The sequence below is a fragment of the Nocardia africana NBRC 100379 genome (genome assembly GCF_001612635.1).
GTDB lineage: Bacteria > Actinomycetota > Actinomycetes > Mycobacteriales > Mycobacteriaceae > Nocardia > Nocardia africana.
Map to the genome: position 1 here is coordinate 38,756 of NZ_BDAV01000007.1, position 21,111 is coordinate 59,866.

Annotated in this window: 19 protein-coding genes; 7 read left to right on the top strand and 12 right to left on the bottom strand. The window is 64.6% G+C overall.

The annotated features are described in order from the left end of the window. Positions 1 to 2 precede the first annotated feature (2 nt). Entirely contained in the window at positions 3 to 1,217 is a 1,215-nt protein-coding gene (locus NA3_RS11945) for a beta-ketoacyl-[acyl-carrier-protein] synthase family protein (RefSeq protein WP_062963687.1), read from the bottom strand. Positions 1,218 to 1,255: 38 nt separating this feature from the next. Continuing rightward, positions 1,256 to 1,507, bottom strand: a complete 252-nt coding sequence (locus NA3_RS11950) for an acyl carrier protein (protein ID WP_062963688.1) — start codon at positions 1,505 to 1,507, stop codon at positions 1,256 to 1,258. Positions 1,508 to 2,571: 1,064 nt separating this feature from the next. Between NA3_RS11950 and NA3_RS38170 the strand changes: the two genes are divergently transcribed. Beyond that, on the top strand, positions 2,572 to 3,027 hold the full coding sequence (locus NA3_RS38170; protein ID WP_062963689.1) for an MBL fold metallo-hydrolase: 456 nt from the start codon (positions 2,572 to 2,574) through the stop codon (positions 3,025 to 3,027). A 321-nt stretch (positions 3,028 to 3,348) separates the two neighbouring features. Here NA3_RS38170 and NA3_RS11960 read toward each other — a convergent pair whose 3' ends face one another. From NA3_RS11960 to NA3_RS11990, 7 genes are all read right to left on the bottom strand, one after another. Further along, complete coding sequence (locus NA3_RS11960; protein WP_062963690.1) at positions 3,349 to 4,113, bottom strand: DUF8020 domain-containing protein; 765 nt, start codon at positions 4,111 to 4,113, stop codon at positions 3,349 to 3,351. A 99-nt stretch (positions 4,114 to 4,212) separates the two neighbouring features. Beyond that, the gene (locus NA3_RS11965; protein ID WP_062963691.1) at positions 4,213 to 4,791 is read right to left on the bottom strand and encodes an RBBP9/YdeN family alpha/beta hydrolase; all 579 of its coding nucleotides are present in this window, start codon (positions 4,789 to 4,791) and stop codon (positions 4,213 to 4,215) included. Between the two features lie 44 nt (positions 4,792 to 4,835). Continuing rightward, the gene (locus NA3_RS11970) at positions 4,836 to 5,660 is read right to left on the bottom strand and encodes an SDR family NAD(P)-dependent oxidoreductase (RefSeq protein ID WP_062963692.1); all 825 of its coding nucleotides are present in this window, start codon (positions 5,658 to 5,660) and stop codon (positions 4,836 to 4,838) included. Positions 5,661 to 5,724: 64 nt separating this feature from the next. Beyond that, positions 5,725 to 7,281, bottom strand: coding sequence for a long-chain-fatty-acid--CoA ligase (locus tag NA3_RS11975; RefSeq protein ID WP_062963693.1), 1,557 nt, complete (start codon positions 7,279 to 7,281; stop codon positions 5,725 to 5,727). 49 nt (positions 7,282 to 7,330) lie between these two features. Next, complete coding sequence (locus tag NA3_RS11980; RefSeq protein WP_062963694.1) at positions 7,331 to 8,680, bottom strand: MFS transporter; 1,350 nt, start codon at positions 8,678 to 8,680, stop codon at positions 7,331 to 7,333. Positions 8,681 to 8,802: 122 nt separating this feature from the next. Beyond that, a complete protein-coding gene (locus NA3_RS11985; RefSeq protein WP_062963695.1) occupies positions 8,803 to 9,852 on the bottom strand; it encodes a beta-keto acid cleavage family enzyme in 1,050 nt (349 codons plus the stop codon). Between the two features lie 12 nt (positions 9,853 to 9,864). Next, on the bottom strand, positions 9,865 to 10,239 hold the full coding sequence (locus NA3_RS11990) for a carboxymuconolactone decarboxylase family protein (protein WP_218021817.1): 375 nt from the start codon (positions 10,237 to 10,239) through the stop codon (positions 9,865 to 9,867). A gap of 173 nt (positions 10,240 to 10,412) precedes the next feature. On the opposite strand from NA3_RS11990, the gene NA3_RS11995 reads away from it, so the two are divergent. After that, complete coding sequence (locus NA3_RS11995) at positions 10,413 to 11,441, top strand: AraC family transcriptional regulator (protein WP_062963697.1); 1,029 nt, start codon at positions 10,413 to 10,415, stop codon at positions 11,439 to 11,441. 196 nt (positions 11,442 to 11,637) lie between these two features. Then, on the top strand, positions 11,638 to 11,814 hold the full coding sequence (locus NA3_RS38180) for an SPW repeat domain-containing protein (RefSeq protein ID WP_218021814.1): 177 nt from the start codon (positions 11,638 to 11,640) through the stop codon (positions 11,812 to 11,814). 184 nt (positions 11,815 to 11,998) lie between these two features. On the opposite strand, the gene NA3_RS12000 is transcribed toward NA3_RS38180, so the two are convergent. Then, positions 11,999 to 13,624 (bottom strand): sigma-54-dependent Fis family transcriptional regulator, encoded by a 1,626-nt coding sequence (locus NA3_RS12000; RefSeq protein ID WP_062963698.1) that lies wholly within the window; start codon positions 13,622 to 13,624, stop codon positions 11,999 to 12,001. A gap of 176 nt (positions 13,625 to 13,800) precedes the next feature. Here NA3_RS12000 and NA3_RS12005 point away from each other — a divergent pair, with 176 nt between their 5' ends. The 3 genes from NA3_RS12005 to NA3_RS12015 are packed head-to-tail and all read left to right on the top strand — an operon-like array spanning position 13,801 to position 17,971. Further along, a complete protein-coding gene (locus NA3_RS12005; protein ID WP_218021815.1) occupies positions 13,801 to 15,261 on the top strand; it encodes an aldehyde dehydrogenase family protein in 1,461 nt (486 codons plus the stop codon). Between the two features lie 20 nt (positions 15,262 to 15,281). Beyond that, positions 15,282 to 16,871 carry a class I adenylate-forming enzyme family protein gene (locus NA3_RS12010; protein WP_062963699.1) on the top strand — a complete coding sequence of 530 codons (1,590 nt, stop codon included), beginning with the start codon at positions 15,282 to 15,284 and terminating at the stop codon, positions 16,869 to 16,871. Continuing rightward, positions 16,868 to 17,971, top strand: a complete 1,104-nt coding sequence (locus NA3_RS12015) for an NAD(P)-dependent alcohol dehydrogenase (protein WP_062963700.1) — start codon at positions 16,868 to 16,870, stop codon at positions 17,969 to 17,971. The genes NA3_RS12010 and NA3_RS12015 overlap by 4 nt, the downstream gene beginning before the upstream one ends. Before the next feature lie 857 nt (positions 17,972 to 18,828). On the opposite strand, the gene NA3_RS39030 is transcribed toward NA3_RS12015, so the two are convergent. Further along, positions 18,829 to 18,957 (bottom strand): hypothetical protein, encoded by a 129-nt coding sequence (locus NA3_RS39030; RefSeq protein ID WP_258562210.1) that lies wholly within the window; start codon positions 18,955 to 18,957, stop codon positions 18,829 to 18,831. 72 nt (positions 18,958 to 19,029) lie between these two features. On the opposite strand from NA3_RS39030, the gene NA3_RS38560 reads away from it, so the two are divergent. Then, positions 19,030 to 19,617, top strand: a complete 588-nt coding sequence (locus NA3_RS38560; RefSeq protein ID WP_227995127.1) for a GDSL-type esterase/lipase family protein — start codon at positions 19,030 to 19,032, stop codon at positions 19,615 to 19,617. A gap of 312 nt (positions 19,618 to 19,929) precedes the next feature. On the opposite strand, the gene NA3_RS12025 is transcribed toward NA3_RS38560, so the two are convergent. Beyond that, positions 19,930 to 20,265, bottom strand: coding sequence for a histone-like nucleoid-structuring protein Lsr2 (locus tag NA3_RS12025; protein WP_062963992.1), 336 nt, complete (start codon positions 20,263 to 20,265; stop codon positions 19,930 to 19,932). Between the last annotated feature and the right edge of the window lie 846 nt (positions 20,266 to 21,111).

Genomic DNA, 21,111 nt, shown 5'->3' on the forward strand with positions numbered 1-21,111 from the left:
CGTCATAACCGTTTCTCATGGCGCCCCAAGATCAGCACGGCATTGTTTCCCCCGAACGCGAGCCCATTGTTCTGTACCACCCGGAGGTCCGCTGGACGCGCGCGATTGGGCACGACATCCAATGCGCACTCCGGATCCGTGTGCCGATGATTGACCGTCGGCGGTATGAATCTCTCGGTGATCGCCAGCGAGCATGCTATCGCCGCCAACGCGCTCGCCGCGCCCATCGTGTGGCCGATCATCGATTTGATCGACGTCGTCGGCGGCGGCCGGTCGCCGAACACATGCCGAATCGCGCCCGCTTCGGTGACATCGTTCGCGCGGGTACCGGTCCCGTGCGCGGAAATGAAGTCGACATCTCCGGGCGAGATTCCGGCATCCTCGTGCGCCAATCGCATACAGCGGCCGAAACTGTCCAGGTCCGGAGCGACCGGATGTTTGCCATCACAATTGATGCCATAGCCGAGAATTTCCGCGTAAATGCGCGCACCGCGCGCGACCGCCGAATCCAGAGATTCGAGCACGAGGATGCCGCCGCCCTCACCGGTGAGAATCCCGTCCCGGTCGGCATCGAAAGGACGGCAATGCTCGGCGGCGACCGTACCGACTCGGTAGAAGCCGGAGAAGGTCTTCCGGCACACCGCGTCCGCGCCGCCGGCCAAAGCGAAGTCGACGTCACCGCAGCGGATAGCGTCCGCGCCGTATCCGATGGCGTAATTACCGGCGGCGCAGGCCGTCGGGATGGTCACCGCCTCCACATCGGTCAAGGTCAGCTCGCGTGCGATGCTGGTCGACAAGCGACTGACAGGGATGCGCCGGGCGAGCCCGGGCACCATCGCGTCCGGTCCGTCGTCGATCCAGGACCGCATCATCCGGTCGAGGTCTCGTGACTCCCCGTCGGTCGTACCCACCGCCACCAAGCCTCGGCGATCGCGCAGACGCTCACCGTCCAGGCCGGCATCGGCGAGTGCCATCCGAGCCGCCACGACAGCGAATTGTGTCGCCCGCCCGAATTCTTCTGCGCGCGTGCCCAGCCATTGCTCGGGGGCGAAATTCGCCACCTCGCAACCCATCGTCTTGGGGTATCCGGCGGTGTCGAACGCTGTGATCGGCGCCGCTCCCTGCCGTCCGTCGCGTAATGCGTCGAGAAATTCTCCGGCCCCGATACCCACGCTGGTTATCGCGCCCAGACCGGTGATGACCACCCTGCGCCTCATACGGTTTCCGGCTCCGTTGTCGCGACCCGTCGCGACCGTCAGGCCGCTTTGGCTTCCGCCACGACCGAATAGACGCCCTCTAGATTTACCAGTCGCTCCAACTCGGACTGATCGATCGTAATCTTGAATGTTCGTTCCAACTGCGCAAGAATTTCGATCGCCAACAGAGAGTCGGCTCCGTGATCGTCTTTGAACAAACTGCTGTCGGACACCTCCTCGGGCTCCAGCTCGAGGATCGTGCACACGGTTTCCTTGATCTGATTCTTTTCAGCGGGGGCGAGCACAGGCATGAAACTATTCCTTTCCGAACGCCCCGATCGAAGGGAGGTGATCGGGTCAATTCAACCTAACGTCGAATCGCCCCACGAAAACCCGTCTGACATTTAACTGCCACCCTCGCCGATCTCCTTGTGTCCGATACGTTCGCCGCCTCTCCCGCTGCCCGGTACCGCGATCACGGCACCGGGCGCGTCTCGGCGAAGCCAGGTACTGAGTTTGCTCGCGTGCGACCGATACGCGTTGTCAGCCGGCACCCCTTCACGCCGGCCACCACTCGCCTGACCCCAAGCACCACAGGTCGCATCCCACACGGCCGTAGACGAGGACTCTCACCGGTCGAGTTGTACCGACCACGGATGTTGGTATCGGCGCGGCGGGCCGACATGGCGAAGACCTCCCAACAACGAAAACTGAACGCTCCCAGGAAATTAGCTCACAATCAACAACTGCGCCCGTCGGTGAGAGCCTCTCGTATTTCCCGAGGCTGCGCACAGAAGTATGCCCGAAAACTACCTCAACACCGGAGTCCACCGCACCCTCGCGAGGCTTGCGCCAGCCCGGAATGACACAGTTGACGCAGCGTAAGGACCTTCGACGTAGTCGAACATCAGCACCTGCTCACGGGCGCGCCGAGGATTCGTAAAGCATGTGCCACATACCTGCGGCTGACCGGTGATCCGCTGGTCCGATGGCGAGCACGGCCCGTGCCCGCCGGACTTCCCCCAGGACCGGAACGTCGAAATCTGGAGCAGATGCGCTGCGGCGTACGCGGTGTTTAGGCGACCTCGGCTCGAGGGGGCAGGCTCTACACGCCCAGAGCCTCGATCACCAAGTGGGCCGCCGCCGCGCCGGAGTATTGCTCCTGCGCCGTGATGAGGTTGCCCGGAGGATCAGCAAGCAGCACAGCCGAGGAGGAACTGCGTCGCTATGTGCCCCTGCTCACGGGGCAAGCATCACCGACAGCTCGTCGCGCCTTATTCGAGGCGATCGGCAATCTGAGCGGCGTTGCGGCCTTCTCCGCCTTCGATATTGCCGACTATCGGGACGCTGAACAACGCTTTCGGTTTGCGCTCTGGTGTGCCGATACCGCCGGCTCCTGGGAGCTGAGAGCCAGCACCTTGGCGGACATGGCGCGCAAGGTGGCGTACGTGGGAAGCGCCGACGATGCGTTGTCGCTGATCGCTTCGACACCGAATACGGTGCGGTCACCTTCTCCGGCGACACCACCAACTCCGACAACCTCGTCACCCTCGCCCACGGATCACAACTGCTGGTGCACGAAGCGATCAACACCGAAGGCGGAAACCTCTCGGCGACCGCGCAATCACACATGACCCAATCCCACACCGCGGTCCAGCAAGTCGGAACCATCGCAGCCAAAGCCGACGTCGCCCACTTGGCGCTCTCCCACATCGCCGACTTCGGCCCCACCGCCACCATCGACCCGACCCAATGGACCCACTGGGCCCAACAGGGCTACACCGGCCAAGTCACCATCGGCAACGACCTGCAAACCATCACCATCCGATAAACCAACCTCACCGCCCACGACCGTCCACAACCCGCCCCGCCAGCCACCGCTCCCGGCCCGGCCAACCCCCGCTGAAGAATGTGGCAACGGCATCAACGGCATCTGTCTCGAACCCAAGGCTTAGTGGACGACCTGCCGAACGGCACGTCATTTGCGCTGGTGAGCTCGTCGTCGTGTGGTGGTGTGCTGGCCGTGCCGACCGCCGGGCGTACCGGGCCGTCGGCGTTGCGAATGAAAAGTGACCATTCGCAACGCTTGGGGCTGCATTGATCGGCAGCCTGTCCCGGTGGTCGGCACATCCCCAATGAGGCCCGGCAGCTTCTATTTCGCGGTTGCCGCAGGCTGTAGGGGGTCTTTGCAGGCGGGGACGTTGGGTGGGCAGGGGGTGAGGATGGTGGAGAAGTATTGGATGGCGGCGAACAGGGTGATCGGTCCGCCGGCGAGGATGAGCCCGGCCATCGAGCCGACAGCGCCGAGGGTGGCTGCGCCGAGGACACAACCTGCGATGGTGGCGCCGACGAAGGGTGCGAGCAGGAAGATGACCGGGCTGGAGACGGCGGCGCCGGCTGCGCCGCCGACGAGGCAGCCGATTCCGCCGCCGAGTACCGCGCCGAGGATGGCGCTCACGGCGGCGCCGATGGTGACTCGCTGGGTGAAGGTGCCGAGGGCTTGCATGTCGCGGGGGTTGATCGATTCGGCGATCTGGGCGGCTTTGTCGACGGGGATGATCTGGTCGCGGCTGACGGGTTGGGCCGGTCGGGGGTTGTCTTTGGAGGGGGTGAGGGTAGCGGTGATGCCGTCGATGTGCGCGTTGATGGGGTGAGCGGTGTTGTCGAGCTGGTAGGTGAGCGGGATGGCCGCGACGGGTCGCTCGTTGTGGTCGGTGAGGATCAGTTGGTCGGCGATGATTTTCAGTGTGCCGTCGGAGGTGGAAAGGACGGCGGAACCGCCGTCGCGGTGTACTTCGTAGTGCACTGCCGCCGGTGGTTGGTCGCCGGCTTGGGGCGCGGCGTTCGCGGTGGCGGTGGTGACAGCGATGGCTGTTGCCGCGAGAATGGCGGTCGCGGCGGTTTTCCTCATCTTCATGGTGTTCCTCAACTTCATCGGTGAGAGCGGCAAAGCCCATGGGGGACTGCGCCTTTGGAGAGGCTGGTTGGGCATGGGGCCGGCTTCGGTGTCGCCCGGTTACTTGTCGGCGGTGGTGGTCAGCTCGTCGAGCAGGTGTTGGGCTCGGGGCCATGGTCCGTAGCCGGCGGTGGGGTCGAGGTGGCCGACGGGGCCGAGGTCGACCAGGCGGCTGCCCCAGGTTTCGGCCAGTCCGGCGACGCGGCGGCGGGTGGCGAGGGGGTCGTTGCTGCTGGTAGCGAGGATGCTTGGGAAACCTAACTGCCGCCCTGGGATCGGATTCCAGCCATGGGCGGTGAGCTGGTCGGTGCTCGGGTAGCCGTCCGGGAGCGGGTGTTCGAAATCCGGCGGTGTGACCAGCAGAGCTGCGTGGATGTCGCGGGTGGGCCGGCAGGCCCAGTGCACGGTGGTGAGTACGCCGGCGCTGTGGGCGACGAGCACAACCGGATGCGGGATTTCCCGCAGGGTGTTGTCCAGTGCGGTCACCCAGGCGTCGCGGTTCAGCAGTGCGTCGCCCGATGGCCGGCGTACGGTGCGGGTGCCGGGAATTGTTGCGGCGAGTTGGTTGTGCCAGTGGTTGTCGCCGTGATCGCCGAGGCCGGGGACGATCACGAGGACCGGTGCGAGGGTGTGCTGCACGGTGCTGCTCCAGGGGAACGTGCGGGGCTGTTTCGGGCGGGGTGTCAGATGACGGCGCCGCCGTTGGGGCTGATGATCTGACCGGTGAGGTAGTGGTTGTCGCCGGCGAGATACACCGCGAGGGAGGCATATACCTCGGGGGTGCCGAGGCGGCCCATCGGGATCAGCTGGTAGAGGCTGTTCTTCTGTTCGGGGGTGGCGGTGTCGAGGTATGCCTGGAAGGGCGGGGTCAGTACACCGCCGCAGGCGATGGCGTTGACCAGGATGTCGGCGCCGGCGACGTCGAGGGCGACGGTTTTGGTGAGGCTGGCCACGGCGGCCTTGGCGGCGGAGTAACCGGGGCTGTGCGCGCCGGCGGCGGAGGTGCCGGCGATGGAGCTGATGTTGATGATGCGGCCGTAGCGCTGTGGCTCCATGCAGCGCAGCGCGGCGCGGGTGCAGTAGAACACGCCGTGGACGTTGACTCCCCACCATCGGAGCCAGTCCTCGTCGGTGAGACTGCTGGTGATGCCGAGCGAGCGGCGTTCCATCGGAGTGGTCAGGTAGGCATAGTGCAGATTGCGGCGCGCGGTGTCGGCGGATGACGAGGGAACGAGCGCGGCATTGTTGACCAGGATGTGTACGGTGCCGAAACTGTCGGCGGCATCGGCGAACATCTGGTCCACCGCGGCTCGATCGGAGACATCGCAGCGCACCGGCAGACAGGCCCGGCCCAGCGCTTCGATCTCGTCGGCGAGGTCGGCCAGCTTGTCGTCCTGGATGTCGCAGGCGACGATGTCGGCGCCGGAGTGCGCCATGGCCAGCGCGATGGCCTTGCCGAGGCCCTGGCCGGCGCCGGTGATCACGGCCGTCCTTCCGTGCAACGTCACGAGGGTTCTCCTACTTTGGATCCGGAAATATGTTGTGCTACTGCTGTTTTCATCGCTGCAGATTTCAGCTGTGGTCGCGGAGTTCGCGTTTGAGGATCTTGCCGGTGGCGGTCATGGGCAGGGTCTGGACGAATTCGATGTGGCGGGGGTATTTGTAGGCGGCCATCTGGTCTTTGGCCCAGGCGATGAGGTCGCCTTCGATCGGCTCGGTGCCGGGGGCGGGGATGATGTAGGCCTTGATTTCCTCGCCGTGACTGTCGTGGGGGATGCCGACGACGGCGGCCAGGGACACTGCATGGTGGGTCATGAGGACTTCTTCGATCTCGCGGGGGTAGACGTTGAGGCCGCCGCGCACGATCAGGTCTTTGCTGCGATCGACGATGTGATAGCAGCCGTCCGGGTCGCGGCGGGCCAGATCGCCGGTTCGGAACCAGCCCTCGCGCATGACCTCGGCGGTGGCGTCGGGCCGCTTGTAGTAGCTCTTCATGACGTTGTGGCCGCGGATAGCGATCTCGCCGACGACGTGGCTGCCGGTGAGGGTGTTCCAGTCCTCATCGACCAACCGGGCCTGCACTCCCCACACCGGTGTCCCGATGGAGCCGGGGCGCGGACCGTGTTCGAGGCTGCCGAACAAGGCCATCGGCGAGGTTTCCGACAGGCCGTAGCCTTCCATGATGTCGATGCCGAACCGCTGCCGGAACCGGGTGAGGATCTCCACCGGTAGTGCGGCGCCGCCGGAGAGGGCCAGCCGCATGTGCCCGGCGATGGCGTCGACGTCGACGTCTGTGTCGTCGAGTGCGTTGAGCAGGCTCCAGTACATGGTGGGAACGCCGGCGAACACGGTGATCTGTTCGGTCCGTATCAGCGCCAGCGCGGCGGCGGCGTCGAAGCGGGGGGCCAGTACCAGGGTGGAGGCGACGGAGAATCCGGCGTTCATGTTCACCGTCTGACCGAAGGAGTGGAACAACGGCAGTACCAGAAGATGCCGGTCGGGGCGGGTCGGGTGGCTGTCGAACTGCCGGTTCGCGGTGAACGCGTTGAGCAGCATGTTGACGTGGGTCAGTTCGGCGCCTTTCGGTGTGCCGGTGGTGCCGGAGGTGTAGAGGATCACCGCGGTATCGGTCGCTTCCCGGACCTGGGTGGCGAACTCTGCGGGCTGGGTTCGCAATTGCGCGGCCAGCCCATCGGCAGTGCCCTCGTGCTGCGGGGCCGGTGTGTCGATGCGGAACAGGTGCCGGCATCCGGGCGTCTGTTCGAAGCCGTCGCGGCCGTACTCGCCGATCGGCAGCTCGGGATTGCCATCGTGGCAGAAGTACGCTTTGGCGTCGGAATCGTCGAGGTGGTAGGCGATTTCGCGGTCCTTGAGCAGGATGTTGAGCGGGACCACGGCCGCGCCTGCTTTGAGGATGCCGTAGTAGATGATCGGAAACCACGCCACGTTGGGGCACGACAGGGCGACCTTGTCGCCCGGCGCGATGCCACGGGCGACCAGCAGGTTGGCGACCTGGTTGGCCGCGGCGTCCACCTCGGCGTAGGTGAGGCGATCCCCGGCGGCGACGACCGCGTCGCGTCCTGGGTGGTTGCGCGCTGAATCTTCCAGCAACACAGACAAATTGAGCATGACAAACCTTCGACAGGAGTCGTGGACGGTGACTGGGTGGGCGTAACGGTTACGAGTCGGCGGACGGTGCCGGCGGAGCCGATGATGAGACGGCTTGCGACCGAACCAGTCGGTGCCGGCCGCTGGGGTGCGCGCGTCTGCCGAGGATCGTGACGACGAGAACGCCGAGATAGGCCAGCGGCACCAATCGCAGTGCGGTAGCGAGCCCGTAGTGGTCGGCGAGGAAACCGACGAGCAGCGGACCGGCCGCCAAGCCGAAGATGTTGTTGAACAACACGGCCGTGCCGAACGCGGTAGCACGCAGACTCGGATGGGTGAGATTGATGACCAGTGAGGAGATCGCACCGGTGGAACCAGCGCAGAACAGCGCCCCGATACCGAGCGCGATCAGCTGCGCCGGTCCGGTGGGCAGACTGAAAGCAAGCGTGAGCAGGACGATCGACGCCACGCAATACACCGCCACGACGCTCCACAGGCGAGCAGGTTCGGCGCGGGCGACCCGGTCGGCGATCATGCCGCAGCCGATCATGCCGACGCCGATCAACAGCGCGTACACCGCCGCGGTGAGACCGGCGCGATCGGGGGCCATCCCGTAGGAGCGGTTGAAGAAGCTGGGCAGCCATGCCATCAGCACCGCCGACACGAACAGCTGCAGGCCCCCGGCCAGATAGACGCACCACACCGGCACGGTGGAGAACAGGCTCGACAACGGCACCCGCGTACCTGGTTCCGAATCGTTCTCCGCGGTGGCGTCATCGGGGATGTGGTGGCGTTGCAGGCGGTGTTCGGTCACGAACAGCCGGAACGCCGCCACCAGCAGCAGGCCGAAGACCGCCATGGCGACGAAAGTCCAGCGCCATCCGATGTGACGGGCGATTACCCCGCCCAGTGCGATTCCGAGGACCGAGCCGAAGGAACCGCCGGCGAGGAAGGCCCCGCTGACCGAGGCTCTCAGCCGCGGGGCGAACACCCCGACCACCACGGCGGCACCAACGCTGCCGTAGGCGGCCTCACCGACCCCGAGCAGGAAACGCGCGCCCAGCATCTGGCCGAAGTTGCCGGCGCATGCGCACAACAGGGTGGCCACGCTCCAGAAGCTCGCCATGATCAACAGGCTGCGCACCCGCCCCCATCGGTCGGCCAGCAACGACAGCGGCACCGTGCCCAACGCGACCATCAACGCGACCACGCTGGTGAGCGCACCCAGCCGTGAATCCGACAGTCCCCATTGTGTTTTCAGATACGGGAACACCGCCGGAAGGACCTGCCGGGACATGTAGTCCGACAGCAGCAGCCCGAAGGTCAGGGCGAACACGACCCACGGAAAGATCCGGGAGCGGCCCAGCGTCGTCGTCGATATGTCCCCGGCAGGGTGTGCGGGGGTGGTGTGAAGGTCCATGGCGCTTCCTCGAGCCTGGCGGAACTGTGCGGTGAGCGGCTTGGCGCGGCCGGTCGACCGTGAGGGACAAGGGACAGCGCGCGGCCTACCGTGCTGTAGGACCGCACGCTGCCCAGGTGCGATCAGGCGTGGTGCAGGAAGCCGACCTGGCCCGGCTTGCGGTTGGGCGGAAATCCGATCTTCGCCAAAGCCTCGTCGGTGTCGCGGTAGACCTCGTCGAACAGGTAGATGTCGCGGGCTTCCTTGCACGAGGCGACACCGCGGCCGAGTTCGCCGGCGATGCGGACCATCTGCTCGACCTGCTCCACCGAGGTACGGCGTTCACCCTTGCGGCCCCACAGGTTGTCCTCGATCCCGACTCGCACGTGCTGGCCGAGCGCGATCGCGACCGTGCACATCGGCGTCACATTGCGCATGATCGTCTCGATGGTCAGCACGGCGCCGTCCGGTGTGCGGCGAATGAACTCGAGCAGGTCCGCCGGATGCGTACCCGCCGCACCGCCGCCGATGGCGACATAGTTCAACACCAGCGGGCCGGTGTAGAGGCCGCGGCGGATCAACCGTTCCACGGTCTCGAGCTGGGTCAGCGAACCGAGCATGAAGTGCGGCTGGATACCGGCCGCGGTCAATCGGCGCAGATGCTCGATGTAGAACTCGGGTCCGGCTTCCACGACCATGTCGCGATACGCCTTGTACAGCACCGGGTTCTGTATCGAGGTACCGGCGATGTCGTCATCGCTGAGCAACTCGACGATATTCATCTGGCTGGTATTGATGGCGATGGTGACCTGATCCGGCTTCGGATCGAGCTCGGCCAGCAAATGCCGGGTGTCGTAGTCCAGCCACTTCGCCTGATCGGCGCCTTCCGGCGGCGCGAACGAGATCGAGCCACCGACCTGCAGAATCATCTCCGGCACCGCTTCGCGCAGCCGGCCCAGCATCTCGTTGAACAACTCGAACCGCTTCGAGCCGTGCCCATCTTCCTCGCGCACGTGCACATGCAGCACCTGCGCGCCGGCGTTGTAGCAGTCCACCGCCTTCTGGATCTGCTCGTCCATCGTCACCGGGATGTCGTCGGAATCTCCCGGCAGGAACTCCGGCCCGTACGGGGCGACCTGGATGACGAGCTTGTCCTGATTCTCCGGCAGCAGCGAATCATCGAGGTAATGCATGACAGAGTCCTCTCAGTTGGTTTCTTCGGAACGGTTTTCGCTCCGGTCTCGCGACCGGCGCTCGAAGGCATCGAGTTCCTCGGCCAGGATCGGCGCGCCGACGTTGCAGGCGTGGATGCCGACCACACTGACCATTTCCAGGACGGTGAGAATCTCTTCGCGAGTAACACCGAGCTCGAGCGCGGACCGGATGTGGCGGCGCACACCCGGGGAGTACAGGTGCGTGCACGCGGCGTCGATCGCGATGCTGAGCAGCTCGACGAACTGCGGGGAGAACACTCCCCGCCGGATCGGAGTGGATCCCATCGTCATGAACTGCTCGGTCCACTCCGGATCCCACTCATACAGCTGATCCCACAACGGATTCCAGCTTCCGCTGGCACGCATGTGATCCACGACCGGCGTGGACACCTTCGGTGACGAGGTTGTCAAAGCGACTCCTGCGGTGCTTACCGCCGCTTCTTGCGGCGTGATGCAGGCCACGATAACGTCGAACGGACATGAAACCTTGACCCTCTGGGTCATTCGTTTGACTATCTGGGACAGGAGATATCCGCACGATGCTGATGGTGCGTAGCGCTGTGTTGAACGGATATGTGGACTTAGCGCTGTCGCTCGGACTCAACCCGCATCCGCTGATGCGCACGGTGGGCATCGATCCCGCCGCGGTCGCCGACACCGACGGCTGGCTCCCGGCCGAAGCCATCAACCGGCTGCTCGAACTATCGGCTACAGAAACCGCGTGCGAAGACTTCGGCCTCAGACTGGCCGCCGCCCGCGGTATATCGACCCTGGGCCCCATCGGGCTGGTCGCCCGGGAAGAACCCGATGTCCGCAGCGCACTGGAAATCCTGCTTCGCCACGGCAACCTGCACAACGAAGCCCTGAACACCCGCTTGACCGAGAACAACGGTCTGGCAACCGTGCGCGTACAGGCCGCACCAGGCGCCACGCTGGGACGGCAGGCGGTCGAACTGGTGGTCGCCGCAACCTGCCGGATCCTGCGAGACCTCCTACACGAGGACTGGAAACCCCTCACGACCTGCTTCACCCATCCAGCCCCCGCCGCTGTCGACGTTCATCACCGAATGCTCAGCGACACCATCGATTTCGGCTGCGAGTTCGATGGCATCGTCTTCTATGGCCGCGACCTCGACGCCACCAATCCCCTGGCCGATCCGCTCCTGCGCCCCTACACCCGCCAATACCTGCAATCCCTGGCCGTCCCGGGCGACACGACAGCCGATCAAGTACGGCGCGCGATCGAATCCCTGCTACCGACGCAACGCTGCTCGGCAGCACAGGTCGCCCACAGCCTGGGCATGGACCGCCGCACCCTGCACCGCCATCTCACCCGCACAGGCGAAACGTTCTCCTCGATCCTGGACACCGTACGAACCGACCTGGCCCAACGCTACGTCGCAAGACAGGACCGGACGATGACCGAAATCGCCGCCGACCTCGGATTCTCCGAACTCAGCGCCTTCTCCCGATGGTTCCACACCCGATTCGGCTGCGCCCCCACCCAATGGGACACACGCACGGCCCATGTAACGAAGGAGCCGCAGCGGGATCCCGGGCCGTCGTGAGCCGCACAGTCCCCGCCTCCTCGGACTGTCCGCAATGGAACCGGCCGCGCAAGCTGTCATCGGCGTGATGTTCCTGACCGGCTCTATATCGCGATCTCGGCGTGGGTCGTCGGTTTCCACGGTGACCTGACCTTGACCGCGAACAACCTGATCGGCGGGACCGCCCTGGCGGTGCTGGCGCTGGGGGTTCGCCTCGATGTACGGACGCGTGCACGGCATCGTCTGGGCCGCTCCGCTGATCGGCGTGTGGATGATCATCAGCCGCTGGGTGGTCAGCGGCAATGTCGCCCATCCCGCGACGATCTGGAGCAACGTGGTCGCCGTGCTGCTCAGGCTGAGCTCGATGGCGCCGGGCATGCGCCGAACTGGATGAGCGCGAACCGCCAACGATGGGGTGCGAGCCGATAACCACTGGGATTCGGCCCGCGCCGGCGAGACTTCAACAGCTGGGTTGGGGAATAGCGCAGCAATCGAATAACTACCGTCCGCCAGGTAATTCCTCGAGCGCAGGGCAGTGGAATCGGCGCAATGTTGATTGCTTCCGTCGGGAACGCAACTCAGCCGGTGATTCGGTATCTGTGCAAGCGTGCGTACAAAGTGGTGCGGCCGATGCCCAATTCGGCAGCGGCGGCGGCCTTATTGCCGTGGGCGGCTCGGAGCGCCGAAATGATCGCGTCGCGTTCCGCCGTCTCGATCGGCGTAAGACGTCGTGTCGCAGGTGAACGGTAAGCCGGCGGAAGGTCATTCGCAGTGATAGCGCCGACCGGACGGGCTGTTGTCGCGTAGTCCAGCACGGATTGCAGCTCGCGCAGATTGCCGGGCCAAGGATGGGCTGCCAGGGCGGTAAGGGCGGTAGGCGTGATTCCCCTCGAACTGTTCGGTTCGACAGCGCGCAGGATCTCCAGGGCCAATGCGTTGAAATCCTGTTGGTAGGCCCGCACAGGACGAAGTTCCCTGCGGGCCAGAGCTTCTGCCGCCAGGGCGGCCAGTTCGGGGTCGGGAGTGGACAATGGAGATGTGGTCATCACGACCAGCCCGGCGGCTGTTCGCACCGCCGGGGTGAGGCGAGCTGCCGCCCCCCTTTCGAGTACGTGAATGTTGTCGATGACGACGCTGGGCGACTGCCTCAGTGTATTGCGCACCCGCAGTGCCCAACTATCGTCGAGGTCGGCGTCGAGGGCGTCGAAGAACACTGCGTTTTCCCCGGCAATCCGGCGTGCAACGGTCGTGCGTCCGGTCCCGGGCTCTCCGATGACGAGTTCGATCCGCTGTGCGACGGTGGACGAACTCCCTTCCGGCCGTTGGTATTCCACGGAGGAAGGAGACTGTTCACGTACGGGTCTTATGTCGAATATGACACCACCGGCGGTATCGGATACCGAGCGAGCGGTGACCAATACACTCGACCCGGAAGACAAGGTCAATCGTCGTTGAACGGGATGGCTCTCGACCACGTCGGCCGCAATGTCTCTTAGTGCTGCGTGATCGCTGGTTTGGATGAGATCCATCGCCGCAGAGTTGCTGAGCATCACGTTCTCGCCGTAGACGAGAACCGCGTGATTCCTATTGCGCGTGTGAGTTTGGAACGCCGCGAGGAGTCGCTGCTCGGACATCCGAGCGCCCTCGAGCAATCGTTGCTCGATGTCGTGGACCGCCCTCATCAGGAACGGGCCGAGTAGTGTGGTCGATTGGTCGACCGGCCCGGTGATATCGAGAACGCCTTCGACGCGGCGGGTGATCGGATGGGTGATGGGCGCGCCATGGCAGCAGAACTGCTTCAGCAACTCCAAGAAGTGTTCGTCGCCGGTTACCGAGATCGGCTGTCGTAGCTCGTATGCCGTCGCCAGGGCGTTCGTCCCGGTCGATTGCTCGAGGTATTGAAAACCCGGCGCGGCAAGAACATCATCCAACGCGGTGTTCAACTGGCGCTGGGCCGCACGCCGGTCGATGATGCGCGCGGTGCGGTCTGTGAGCAGCACTGAGAACCGGGTGTCGGCCAGCTCATCCATCATGCGATCGAGAATCGGCTGTGCGGCCGTGGACAGTCGACTGTGGCGGTCGAAGTCGGGGGAGAATCCGGTTTCGCGAACTGGCATTCCGGGGTCCAATCCGAGGAGTGTGGCTCGCTTCCAGGCGTTGGCGATTTCGGGTCGCTGTCGCTGCGCACGGAGATCGGCATTCATTGGCGATGTCATTTCTGGCTGAACCTGTAGCTACTTCAGTCTGGTCGCTGGTGATCGGAGCACATCCGAGGTGGTGGCACAAGCGTTCGGAATCGGAACACTGTGATGTGGCTCGCTCGGGTCAGCATATATGCAGTGGCGTCGGACGACGCGACCTAGGTAACAAGGAGCGAACCGTGACAGTGGAGAATCTCGTGCGCGTCGGCGTCGATGCGGACTTCGTCATGACGATCAACGGTGAGCCTGCCGGCGGAACCGGAATGGCGGACGTGTACAACCCGGCGACCAGGTCGGTGATCGCCCAGGTGCCGGTGGCCACGCGGCAGGACTTGGACCGAGCGGTCGCCGCGGCGCGGGCCGCTTTCTCGGGTTGGTCGGCGACGCCGTTGGCCGAACGCCAGGCGATCGTATCCGCTATCGGCGATCGCCTCGAGGAGCGCGCTGAGGACTTCATGGCGCTGTTGACCGCCGAGCAGGGCAAACCGCGCGCTATGGCCGAATGGGAGGTGCACGGCTCGGTTGCATGGTTTCGGGAGATCGCGAAACAGTCGCTCCCTGAGGAAGTGCTCGAAGACACCGCGGAGCGTCGGGTGATAAGCCGCCACACCCCGCTCGGCGTGGTCGGCGCCATCGTGCCCTGGAACTTCCCGATCTTGCTGGCCGTGTGGAAGATCGCGCCTGCATTGGTTGCCGGCGATACGATCATCGTCAAACCGTCACCTTTCACGCCGTTGTGCGACCTGAAGCTCGTCGAACTGGTGCAGGATCTGCTTCCGGCGGGGGTGCTCAGCGCGGTCAGCGGTGATGATGAACTCGGCAAATGGATGACCGCGCACGAGGGCATCGCGAAGATCGCCTTCACCGGGAGTACCGATACCGGTAAGCACGTCATGCGCTCGGCCGCCGGCACGCTCAAGCGGATCACTCTCGAGCTCGGCGGTAACGATCCGGCTATCGTTCTCGGTGACGTCGATCCGAAAAAGGTTGCACCGCAGTTGTTCTGGGCGGCTTTCCAGAACAACGCACAGTTCTGCAATGCGGCCAAGCGCGTCTATGTCCACGACAGCGTCTACGACGCCGTGCGCGACGAATTGGTGGCTTATGCCCGGACCATTGTCGTCGGCGACGGCGCCGAAGCGGCGACCCAACTCGGTCCGATCCAGAACGAGCCGCAGTACCGCAAGGTAGCTGAGTACTTCGACGACTGCGCCGCCAATGGATACACATTTGCTCTTGGCGGTGTCATCGATCAGGACGCGGCGGGCTGGTTCGTGCCGGTAACCATCGTCGACAACCCCCCGGAGAACTCCCGCCTGGTCGCGGAGGAGCCATTCGGGCCCATTCTCCCGCTGCTGCGCTGGACAGACGAGGCCGATGTGGTTGCGCGAGCGAACGACACGCTGTGGGGTCTTGGTGCAACGGTGTGGGGCGCTGACCTGGAGGCTGTGGAGCGGATCGGCAAGCAGTTGGAGGCGGGCACCGTGTGGCTGAACGAGGTACATCAGTACTCGCCGCATCAAGTGTTCGGCGGTCACAAGCAGTCCGGTATTGGTGCGGAGAATTCACTGCACGGTCTGGCCGAATACACCAACTACCAGACGCTCACCTTGAACAAGGTGGCCGGAGCGGTCTCCTGACGGGGCGAGGTGGTCCTTCGATGTCTGAAGCCCTGCCTTTCGCTCCGGAGATCTCGCCGGCGGAGATTCTGCCGTTCGCGGCCCGGCGCCATCGGGACAAGTGCGCGCTGATAGTCGGTGAAAAGCGGTTCACCTACATCGAACTCGACACGATGTCGCGCCAAGTGGCGGCTGCGCTCCAGCACCGTGGCATCGGCGCAGGGGACGTTGTGTCTCTTTACGGTCAGAACAGCTGGGAATGGATCGTCGGCTACCACGGTGCGTTGCGTGCAGGGGCGGTGGTCAACCCGATCAATGTGATGCTCACCGGGCCGGAATTGACCTACGTGCTCAACGATTGCCAGTCGGGTGCGGTATTCGCAGGCTCTGCGCAAACCGCTACTGCTGCAGCCATAATGGCCGAGACTCCGTCGGTGAAGCTGTTCGTCGAGTTCGGGGACGCGCCGCAAGAACCTGCGGCGACTCCGTTCTCCGCCCTGTTACGCGAGGGAACTGCGTTGCTCCCCACCGAGGTCCAACACCGTCCGGGAGATCTGTGCGCGATTGCGTACACATCCGGAACGACAGGACACCCGAAGGGGGCTATGCAGTCGCACCAAGCGATCCTGCTCAATTGCGCGCTGACCGCAACGATGCACGCGCGCTCCCGCGACGACATCGTCGTGACGGCTCTCCCGGCAGCCCATGTGTACGGGAATGTGGCGATCAATTCTACGTTTCTCGTCGGCGGGACAGTCGTACTGATGGAGCGTTTCGACGCGGCAGCGGCATTGGGCCTGATCGCCCGCGAGCGCGCCACCATGTTCGAGGGCGTGCCCGCCATGTACTCGATGATCCTCGCCGATGATTCACTCGCCGCCGCGGATCTGAGGAGCCTGCGGTTGACAACTGTTGGCGGACAGACATTTTCCGTAGACACCCTGCGGAAATGGCAGCAGCGCTCCGGAGTGCCGATGATCGAGCTGTGGGGAATGACCGAGCTTGCCGGGCTCGGCACCACGCACAGTCCTTACGCCCCACAGGTGCCCGGATCGATCGGGGTCGCCCTGCCCGGGGTCGAGATCCGAATCGCCGCCCTGAACAGTGATTCCGGCGACGGAGACCATCAGCGTGAAGCCCCTGTCGGCGAGCCCGGGGAGCTGCAGATACGTGGTCCGCTGGTCATGCTCGGCTATTTCGGAAATCCGACTGCGACCGAGGAAGTCGTTCTCCCCGACGGCTGGATGCGCACCGGAGATATTGCCTACAGCGATGAGACACGCCACTTCTTCGTGGTCGACCGCCTCAAGGACATGATCGTCACCGCCGGGTACAACGTCTATCCAGCGGAGATCGAGCGCGTGATCGCCAGTCATCCGGACGTCGCGATGGTGGCGGTCGGGCGCCGCCCCGACGATGTGCGCGGGGAAATCGCTGTCGCTTATGTCGTCGCGAAAGCCGGGGCACATCTGCGTGATTCGGATATTCTCGATCACTGCCGAAGCGGTCTCGCTGCCTACAAACGTCCGCGTGCCGTCGAATTCGTCGACCAGTTACCGACAACCGCGTCGGGAAAGATCATGCGCCGCAAACTCGGCGAGCTCACAGAAGAACTGAGGAATACACCGTGAAATCAACCGCAGCTGTCCTCGAATCAGCGAATGCACCACTGGTCCTCGAAGAGGTCGAAATTTCTCCGTTGGCGCCTCGGGAAGTTCTGGTCAGGGTGGTCGGATGCGGCGTCTGCCATACCGATTTGGGTGTGATTGCTGCGCCTGGCGAGGGCCAGACACCGATTGTCCTCGGCCACGAAGGCTCCGGCATCGTCGAACAAGTGGGCTCCGAGGTCACCTCACTCTCTCCGGGCGATCGCGTCGTCCTCTCGTACAATTCGTGTGGACGATGTGACAACTGTGCCGGAGGTATTCCACAGCACTGCCGAGATTTCATGGCGCTGAATCTGACCGGCAGCCGTGTGGACGGCACCTCACCGCTGAGCCGAAACGGCGAAGCGGTCCTCGGTGCTTGGTTCGGTCAGTCGTCGTGGGCGCGGCATGCGGTCGTCACCGAACGCAACGCGATCAAGGTCGATGATGGCGTCCCGCTGGAATTGCTGGGGCCGTTGGGCTGTGGGATCCAGACCGGCGCCGGTGCGGTGCTCAACACCCTCAAGCCCGCCCCCGGTTCATCGATCGCGATCTTCGGAGCCGGATCTGTGGGTCTGGCGGCGCTGCTGGCGGCGAAGGTAGCCGACTGCGGGACTATCGTTGCCGTCGACATCCAGGAGTCCCGTCTCGCCAAGGCCATCGAGCTCGGGGCAACCCACACGGTGAACCCGTCCGAACTGGATGCCGCAGAAGCGATCAGGGCGATCACAGGCGGACTGGGTGCGCAGTATTCTGTGGACTGCATCGGATTTCCGAACGTCGTGCGCAGTGCCCTCGAGTGCCTGCAGACGCCGGGAATTTGTGCGACAGTCGGATTCCAAGGAATTCCGAACGAGATCACGATCGATCATGGGCAATTGCTCTTCGGTAAGTCGCTCATCGGCGTGATCGAAGGCGATGCTGTCCCTTCGGAGTTCATCCCGCGCATGATCGAGCTCCATAAGACGGGTCGATTTCCCTTCGACAAGCTGATCGACACCTTCGAATTCGCGGATATCAACAAGGCTATCGATGCCGCACACCGCGGCGATGCGATCAAGGCCGTGCTCACGTTCGGCAACTGAACGATACTGGTCCGGGTGATTCTTCCGGACCGGCAGTGAGGCAGGTTAGTGGACCCTCGCGTGCGAAAGTTTCTGGTTGCGCTCGCTCACATCGACCGGTCGCGAGGCGGTGCGTCCAGGTTGGCTCACTGCGGCCAGCATCGGCGGGGAGTGTCGCCATCACCTTGAAGGGGGTTGTTCGCGGCACTCGGCCCGGTCTCGAACCGTGCGTAGCGTCGAGGACGCGAGTGACCCGGCATCCGAGGAAAGGATTTCCGATGACCGGCCCCCTGCCCTAAGTGTTACTGGCGCTTACAAGTTGGCGGCCGGCTGTGTCGGGCGCCGGATAGGTGGGACAGCATGGTCGTGGGTAAATATCTGGCGGCGATTGCCGGGGCTGCGCTGGCGTTGACCGGTTCGGTCGTCGCCGGCGTGGCGAGCGCGGAGCCGGCCGGGTGCGGCGCTTCGCACTGGGTCGGGAGCTGGATGGCGGCGCCGTCGGATTCGATCGGCGCCGCGGATCCGGGGTTGATTCCGCAACTATCGGTGTCGAATCAGACCTATCGACTGGTGATCACTCCGCATCGCGGTGGTTCGGTGTTGCGCGTGCATCTCACCAACCGCACGCGGCCGGTGCCGATGGAACTCGCGCACGTGACGATCGCGACCCAAAGCGCCGGTGCGGCAACACAACCCGGAACGATGCACGAGGTCACCTTCGGCGGGAAGCAGGTGGTGACCATCGCACCGTGGAGTGATGTGGTCAGCGATCCGGTCGAGATGCCGTTCGCCGCCTGGCAACCGCTGTCGATCAGCGTGCACGCGCCGGGCCTGGCGGTCTTGCCGACCGAGCATTTCAACGCGAACGCGACCAGCTATTACAGCGTGCCGTCGGCGGGCGACCAGACCACCGACGCGACCGGATCGCGGCGGCTGCAGCTGAGCACCACGGCGATGCTGTTCGTCTCGGGACTCGATGTGCAGGCGCCCGGAAACGTCTCTGCCATAGTCGCTTTCGGTGATTCCATCACCGACGGATACGTCGCCGGCACGATTCTCGGCACCCACAGGACCCGAACGTGGTCGATCGCAATGTCCGCTACCCGGACTTCCTGCAGCGGCGCCTGGACTCCGCGGGCGCACCCTTCACCGTCCTCGACGCCGGAATCTCGGGCAACCGGGTCACCCGCGCCGGATTCATCCCGCAGTTCGGCCCGGCGGCCGTCGATCGGGTACAACGCGACGTCATCGACCAGGCCGGAGTCACCGACGCGATCATCCTCGAAGGCCTCAACGACCTCGGCATCCCGATCGGCGCGAGCTACGACGACGTCGTCGCCGGGTACACCGATCTGATCACCCGGCTGCACGTGGCCGGAGTGAAGGTCCATCTGGCGACCATCCTGCCCGCGGCCAACGCCCTCACCGACGGCATCCTCACCCTGCCCAACGCCGACACGACCCGCCAGCGGATCAACACCTGGATCCGAGGACAACATCTGTCCGACACCGTCATCGACCTCGACGCCGCCGTCCGCGACCCCGCCGCCCCCAACACCCTCGCGCGCGCCCTCGCCGGACCCGACAACCTCCACCCCAGCCCCGCGGGCTACCGGGCCATGGCCGACGCGATCGACCTCACCTCGTTCCGCGGCGGATGCCGGTAACGGCGGGCCTTTCATCGGCCGCTGCAGGCCGAGCACGAGCAGCGGGGGGATTGTCGGAGCTGGAGCTCCGACAGTCCCAGTCGATCTCGATTCGACAGGATGAGCGGCGTAGAAGCGTCGTTGCGGCTCGCGTGCACCGTCCTTGTCCGCGAAGGGCTCTCGCGTTCTGAGGCATGCGAGGTCGGAGATTTGTGTGAGCGACCTTTCTCGGAGTGGGTGGGCCGGATGCGGTATCGGTAGGCGCGCCCGATGGACGGTCGATGGGAGACCGCATCGGGCGAGCCTGCCGGTAGTGCCGCGTCCGGTCTTGTCCTAGCTTGCCTTGTTGTATGCCTCGATGATGTCGGCCTGGATGCGGCCGCGGCTGGAAACGTTGTAGCCGTGGTTCTTCGCCCATTCGCGAATCGCGCCGGTCTGCTGCTTGTCGGCTGCGGTGCGGGCACCGGCCTTGACCTTGCCGCGCGGGGCGCGGCCGACCTTGCGGGCGGCACCGGTCCACTGCTCCAACGCACTACGGAGCTTGGCTGCGTTCTTGGTCGACAGGTCGATCTCGTACTCGACGCCGTCGAGGCTGAGCAACACGGTTTCCTCGGCTTTCGATTTGCCGTCGAAGTCGTCGATCAGTTCGACGATGACCTTCTTCGCCACGTGGCAGTCCTCCATAGTTTGTCGAAACGTATTGCCGAAGTACCTGACTGGCAAGCTTATGCCGAGTCATTGCAGGCCGATCTACAGGACCGAGTGGACACCGCAGGCTGAGCTCGATCATTGGCGGCTTCATCACTAGGGCGGCAGCGCATCCGCCCGTCTACCTCGGAAGCCTTGCCACTCCTCGACGGCCGCTGCGGAAGCGGCCATTCGAGCCGTCAAGGCTTTCGCACACGAGAGGACGCTGGTTCGAAACCAGCTGGGGCCACTTTGTTGTGCAGGTCAGCCGTGTTTTCGGCAATTCGGTGTCCGTTGCAAGGCCATTATCTCGGTACGGAACTACCGAGTCGGAGAAGCGGCTGCTCTTCATGACTGCAGTGCTCGAGGCGGGAAGGAATTAGGTCGCCGGGCACCAGCGAACCCGGACCCCGGCTACCGAGACCGCGCGCCGAGTTCGAGCGGACGCCGGTGTTCCGGGTATCAGCCGCGTCGAGCTGTTCCGGCACGTCGTTCGCCTCGTCCGCGAAATCCGGGGCAGGGCAGGGCCACCGACGACACAAGGCGTGATGACAGGCTCCGGTCCCCCGATGGCGCTGGCGGCCCGCCCCCACGAATGAGCACGATAAGCCGCGCCCGGTCAGCTTCCGGGCTGCGGCGCCCGGAGTGGCGGATGTGCAGTATTCGGAAGTGTGTCATGTCGGGTCAGCTCATCGGATACCTTGTGCTGCAACGCGTCCGCTGAGGCGAGCCCTGTGCTGAGGTGGCTCGATTCGAGCGATAGGTGGCAAGAGCGTACGTCTGCTTTCGGACGATCACCCGACACGAGCGCACAGTCAGTAGTGCGCG

Coding starts and splice junctions, on each gene's coding strand:
- NA3_RS11945 (WP_062963687.1), bottom strand. CDS start 1,217: ATGAGGCGCAGGGTGGTCATCACCGGTCTGGGCGCGATAACCAGCGTG.
- NA3_RS11950 (WP_062963688.1), bottom strand. CDS start 1,507: ATGCCTGTGCTCGCCCCCGCTGAAAAGAATCAGATCAAGGAAACCGTG.
- NA3_RS11960 (WP_062963690.1), bottom strand. CDS start 4,113: ATGAAGATGAGGAAAACCGCCGCGACCGCCATTCTCGCGGCAACAGCC.
- NA3_RS11975 (WP_062963693.1), bottom strand. CDS start 7,281: ATGCTCAATTTGTCTGTGTTGCTGGAAGATTCAGCGCGCAACCACCCA.
- NA3_RS11980 (WP_062963694.1), bottom strand. CDS start 8,680: ATGGACCTTCACACCACCCCCGCACACCCTGCCGGGGACATATCGACG.
- NA3_RS11985 (WP_062963695.1), bottom strand. CDS start 9,852: ATGCATTACCTCGATGATTCGCTGCTGCCGGAGAATCAGGACAAGCTC.
- NA3_RS11990 (WP_218021817.1), bottom strand. CDS start 10,239: ATGCGTGCCAGCGGAAGCTGGAATCCGTTGTGGGATCAGCTGTATGAG.
- NA3_RS11995 (WP_062963697.1), top strand. CDS start 10,413: ATGCTGATGGTGCGTAGCGCTGTGTTGAACGGATATGTGGACTTAGCG.
- NA3_RS38180 (WP_218021814.1), top strand. CDS start 11,638: ATGTACGGACGCGTGCACGGCATCGTCTGGGCCGCTCCGCTGATCGGC.
- NA3_RS12000 (WP_062963698.1), bottom strand. CDS start 13,624: ATGAATGCCGATCTCCGTGCGCAGCGACAGCGACCCGAAATCGCCAAC.
- NA3_RS12010 (WP_062963699.1), top strand. CDS start 15,282: ATGTCTGAAGCCCTGCCTTTCGCTCCGGAGATCTCGCCGGCGGAGATT.
- NA3_RS39030 (WP_258562210.1), bottom strand. CDS start 18,957: ATGGCAGAGACGTTTCCGGGCGCCTGCACATCGAGTCCCGAGACGAAC.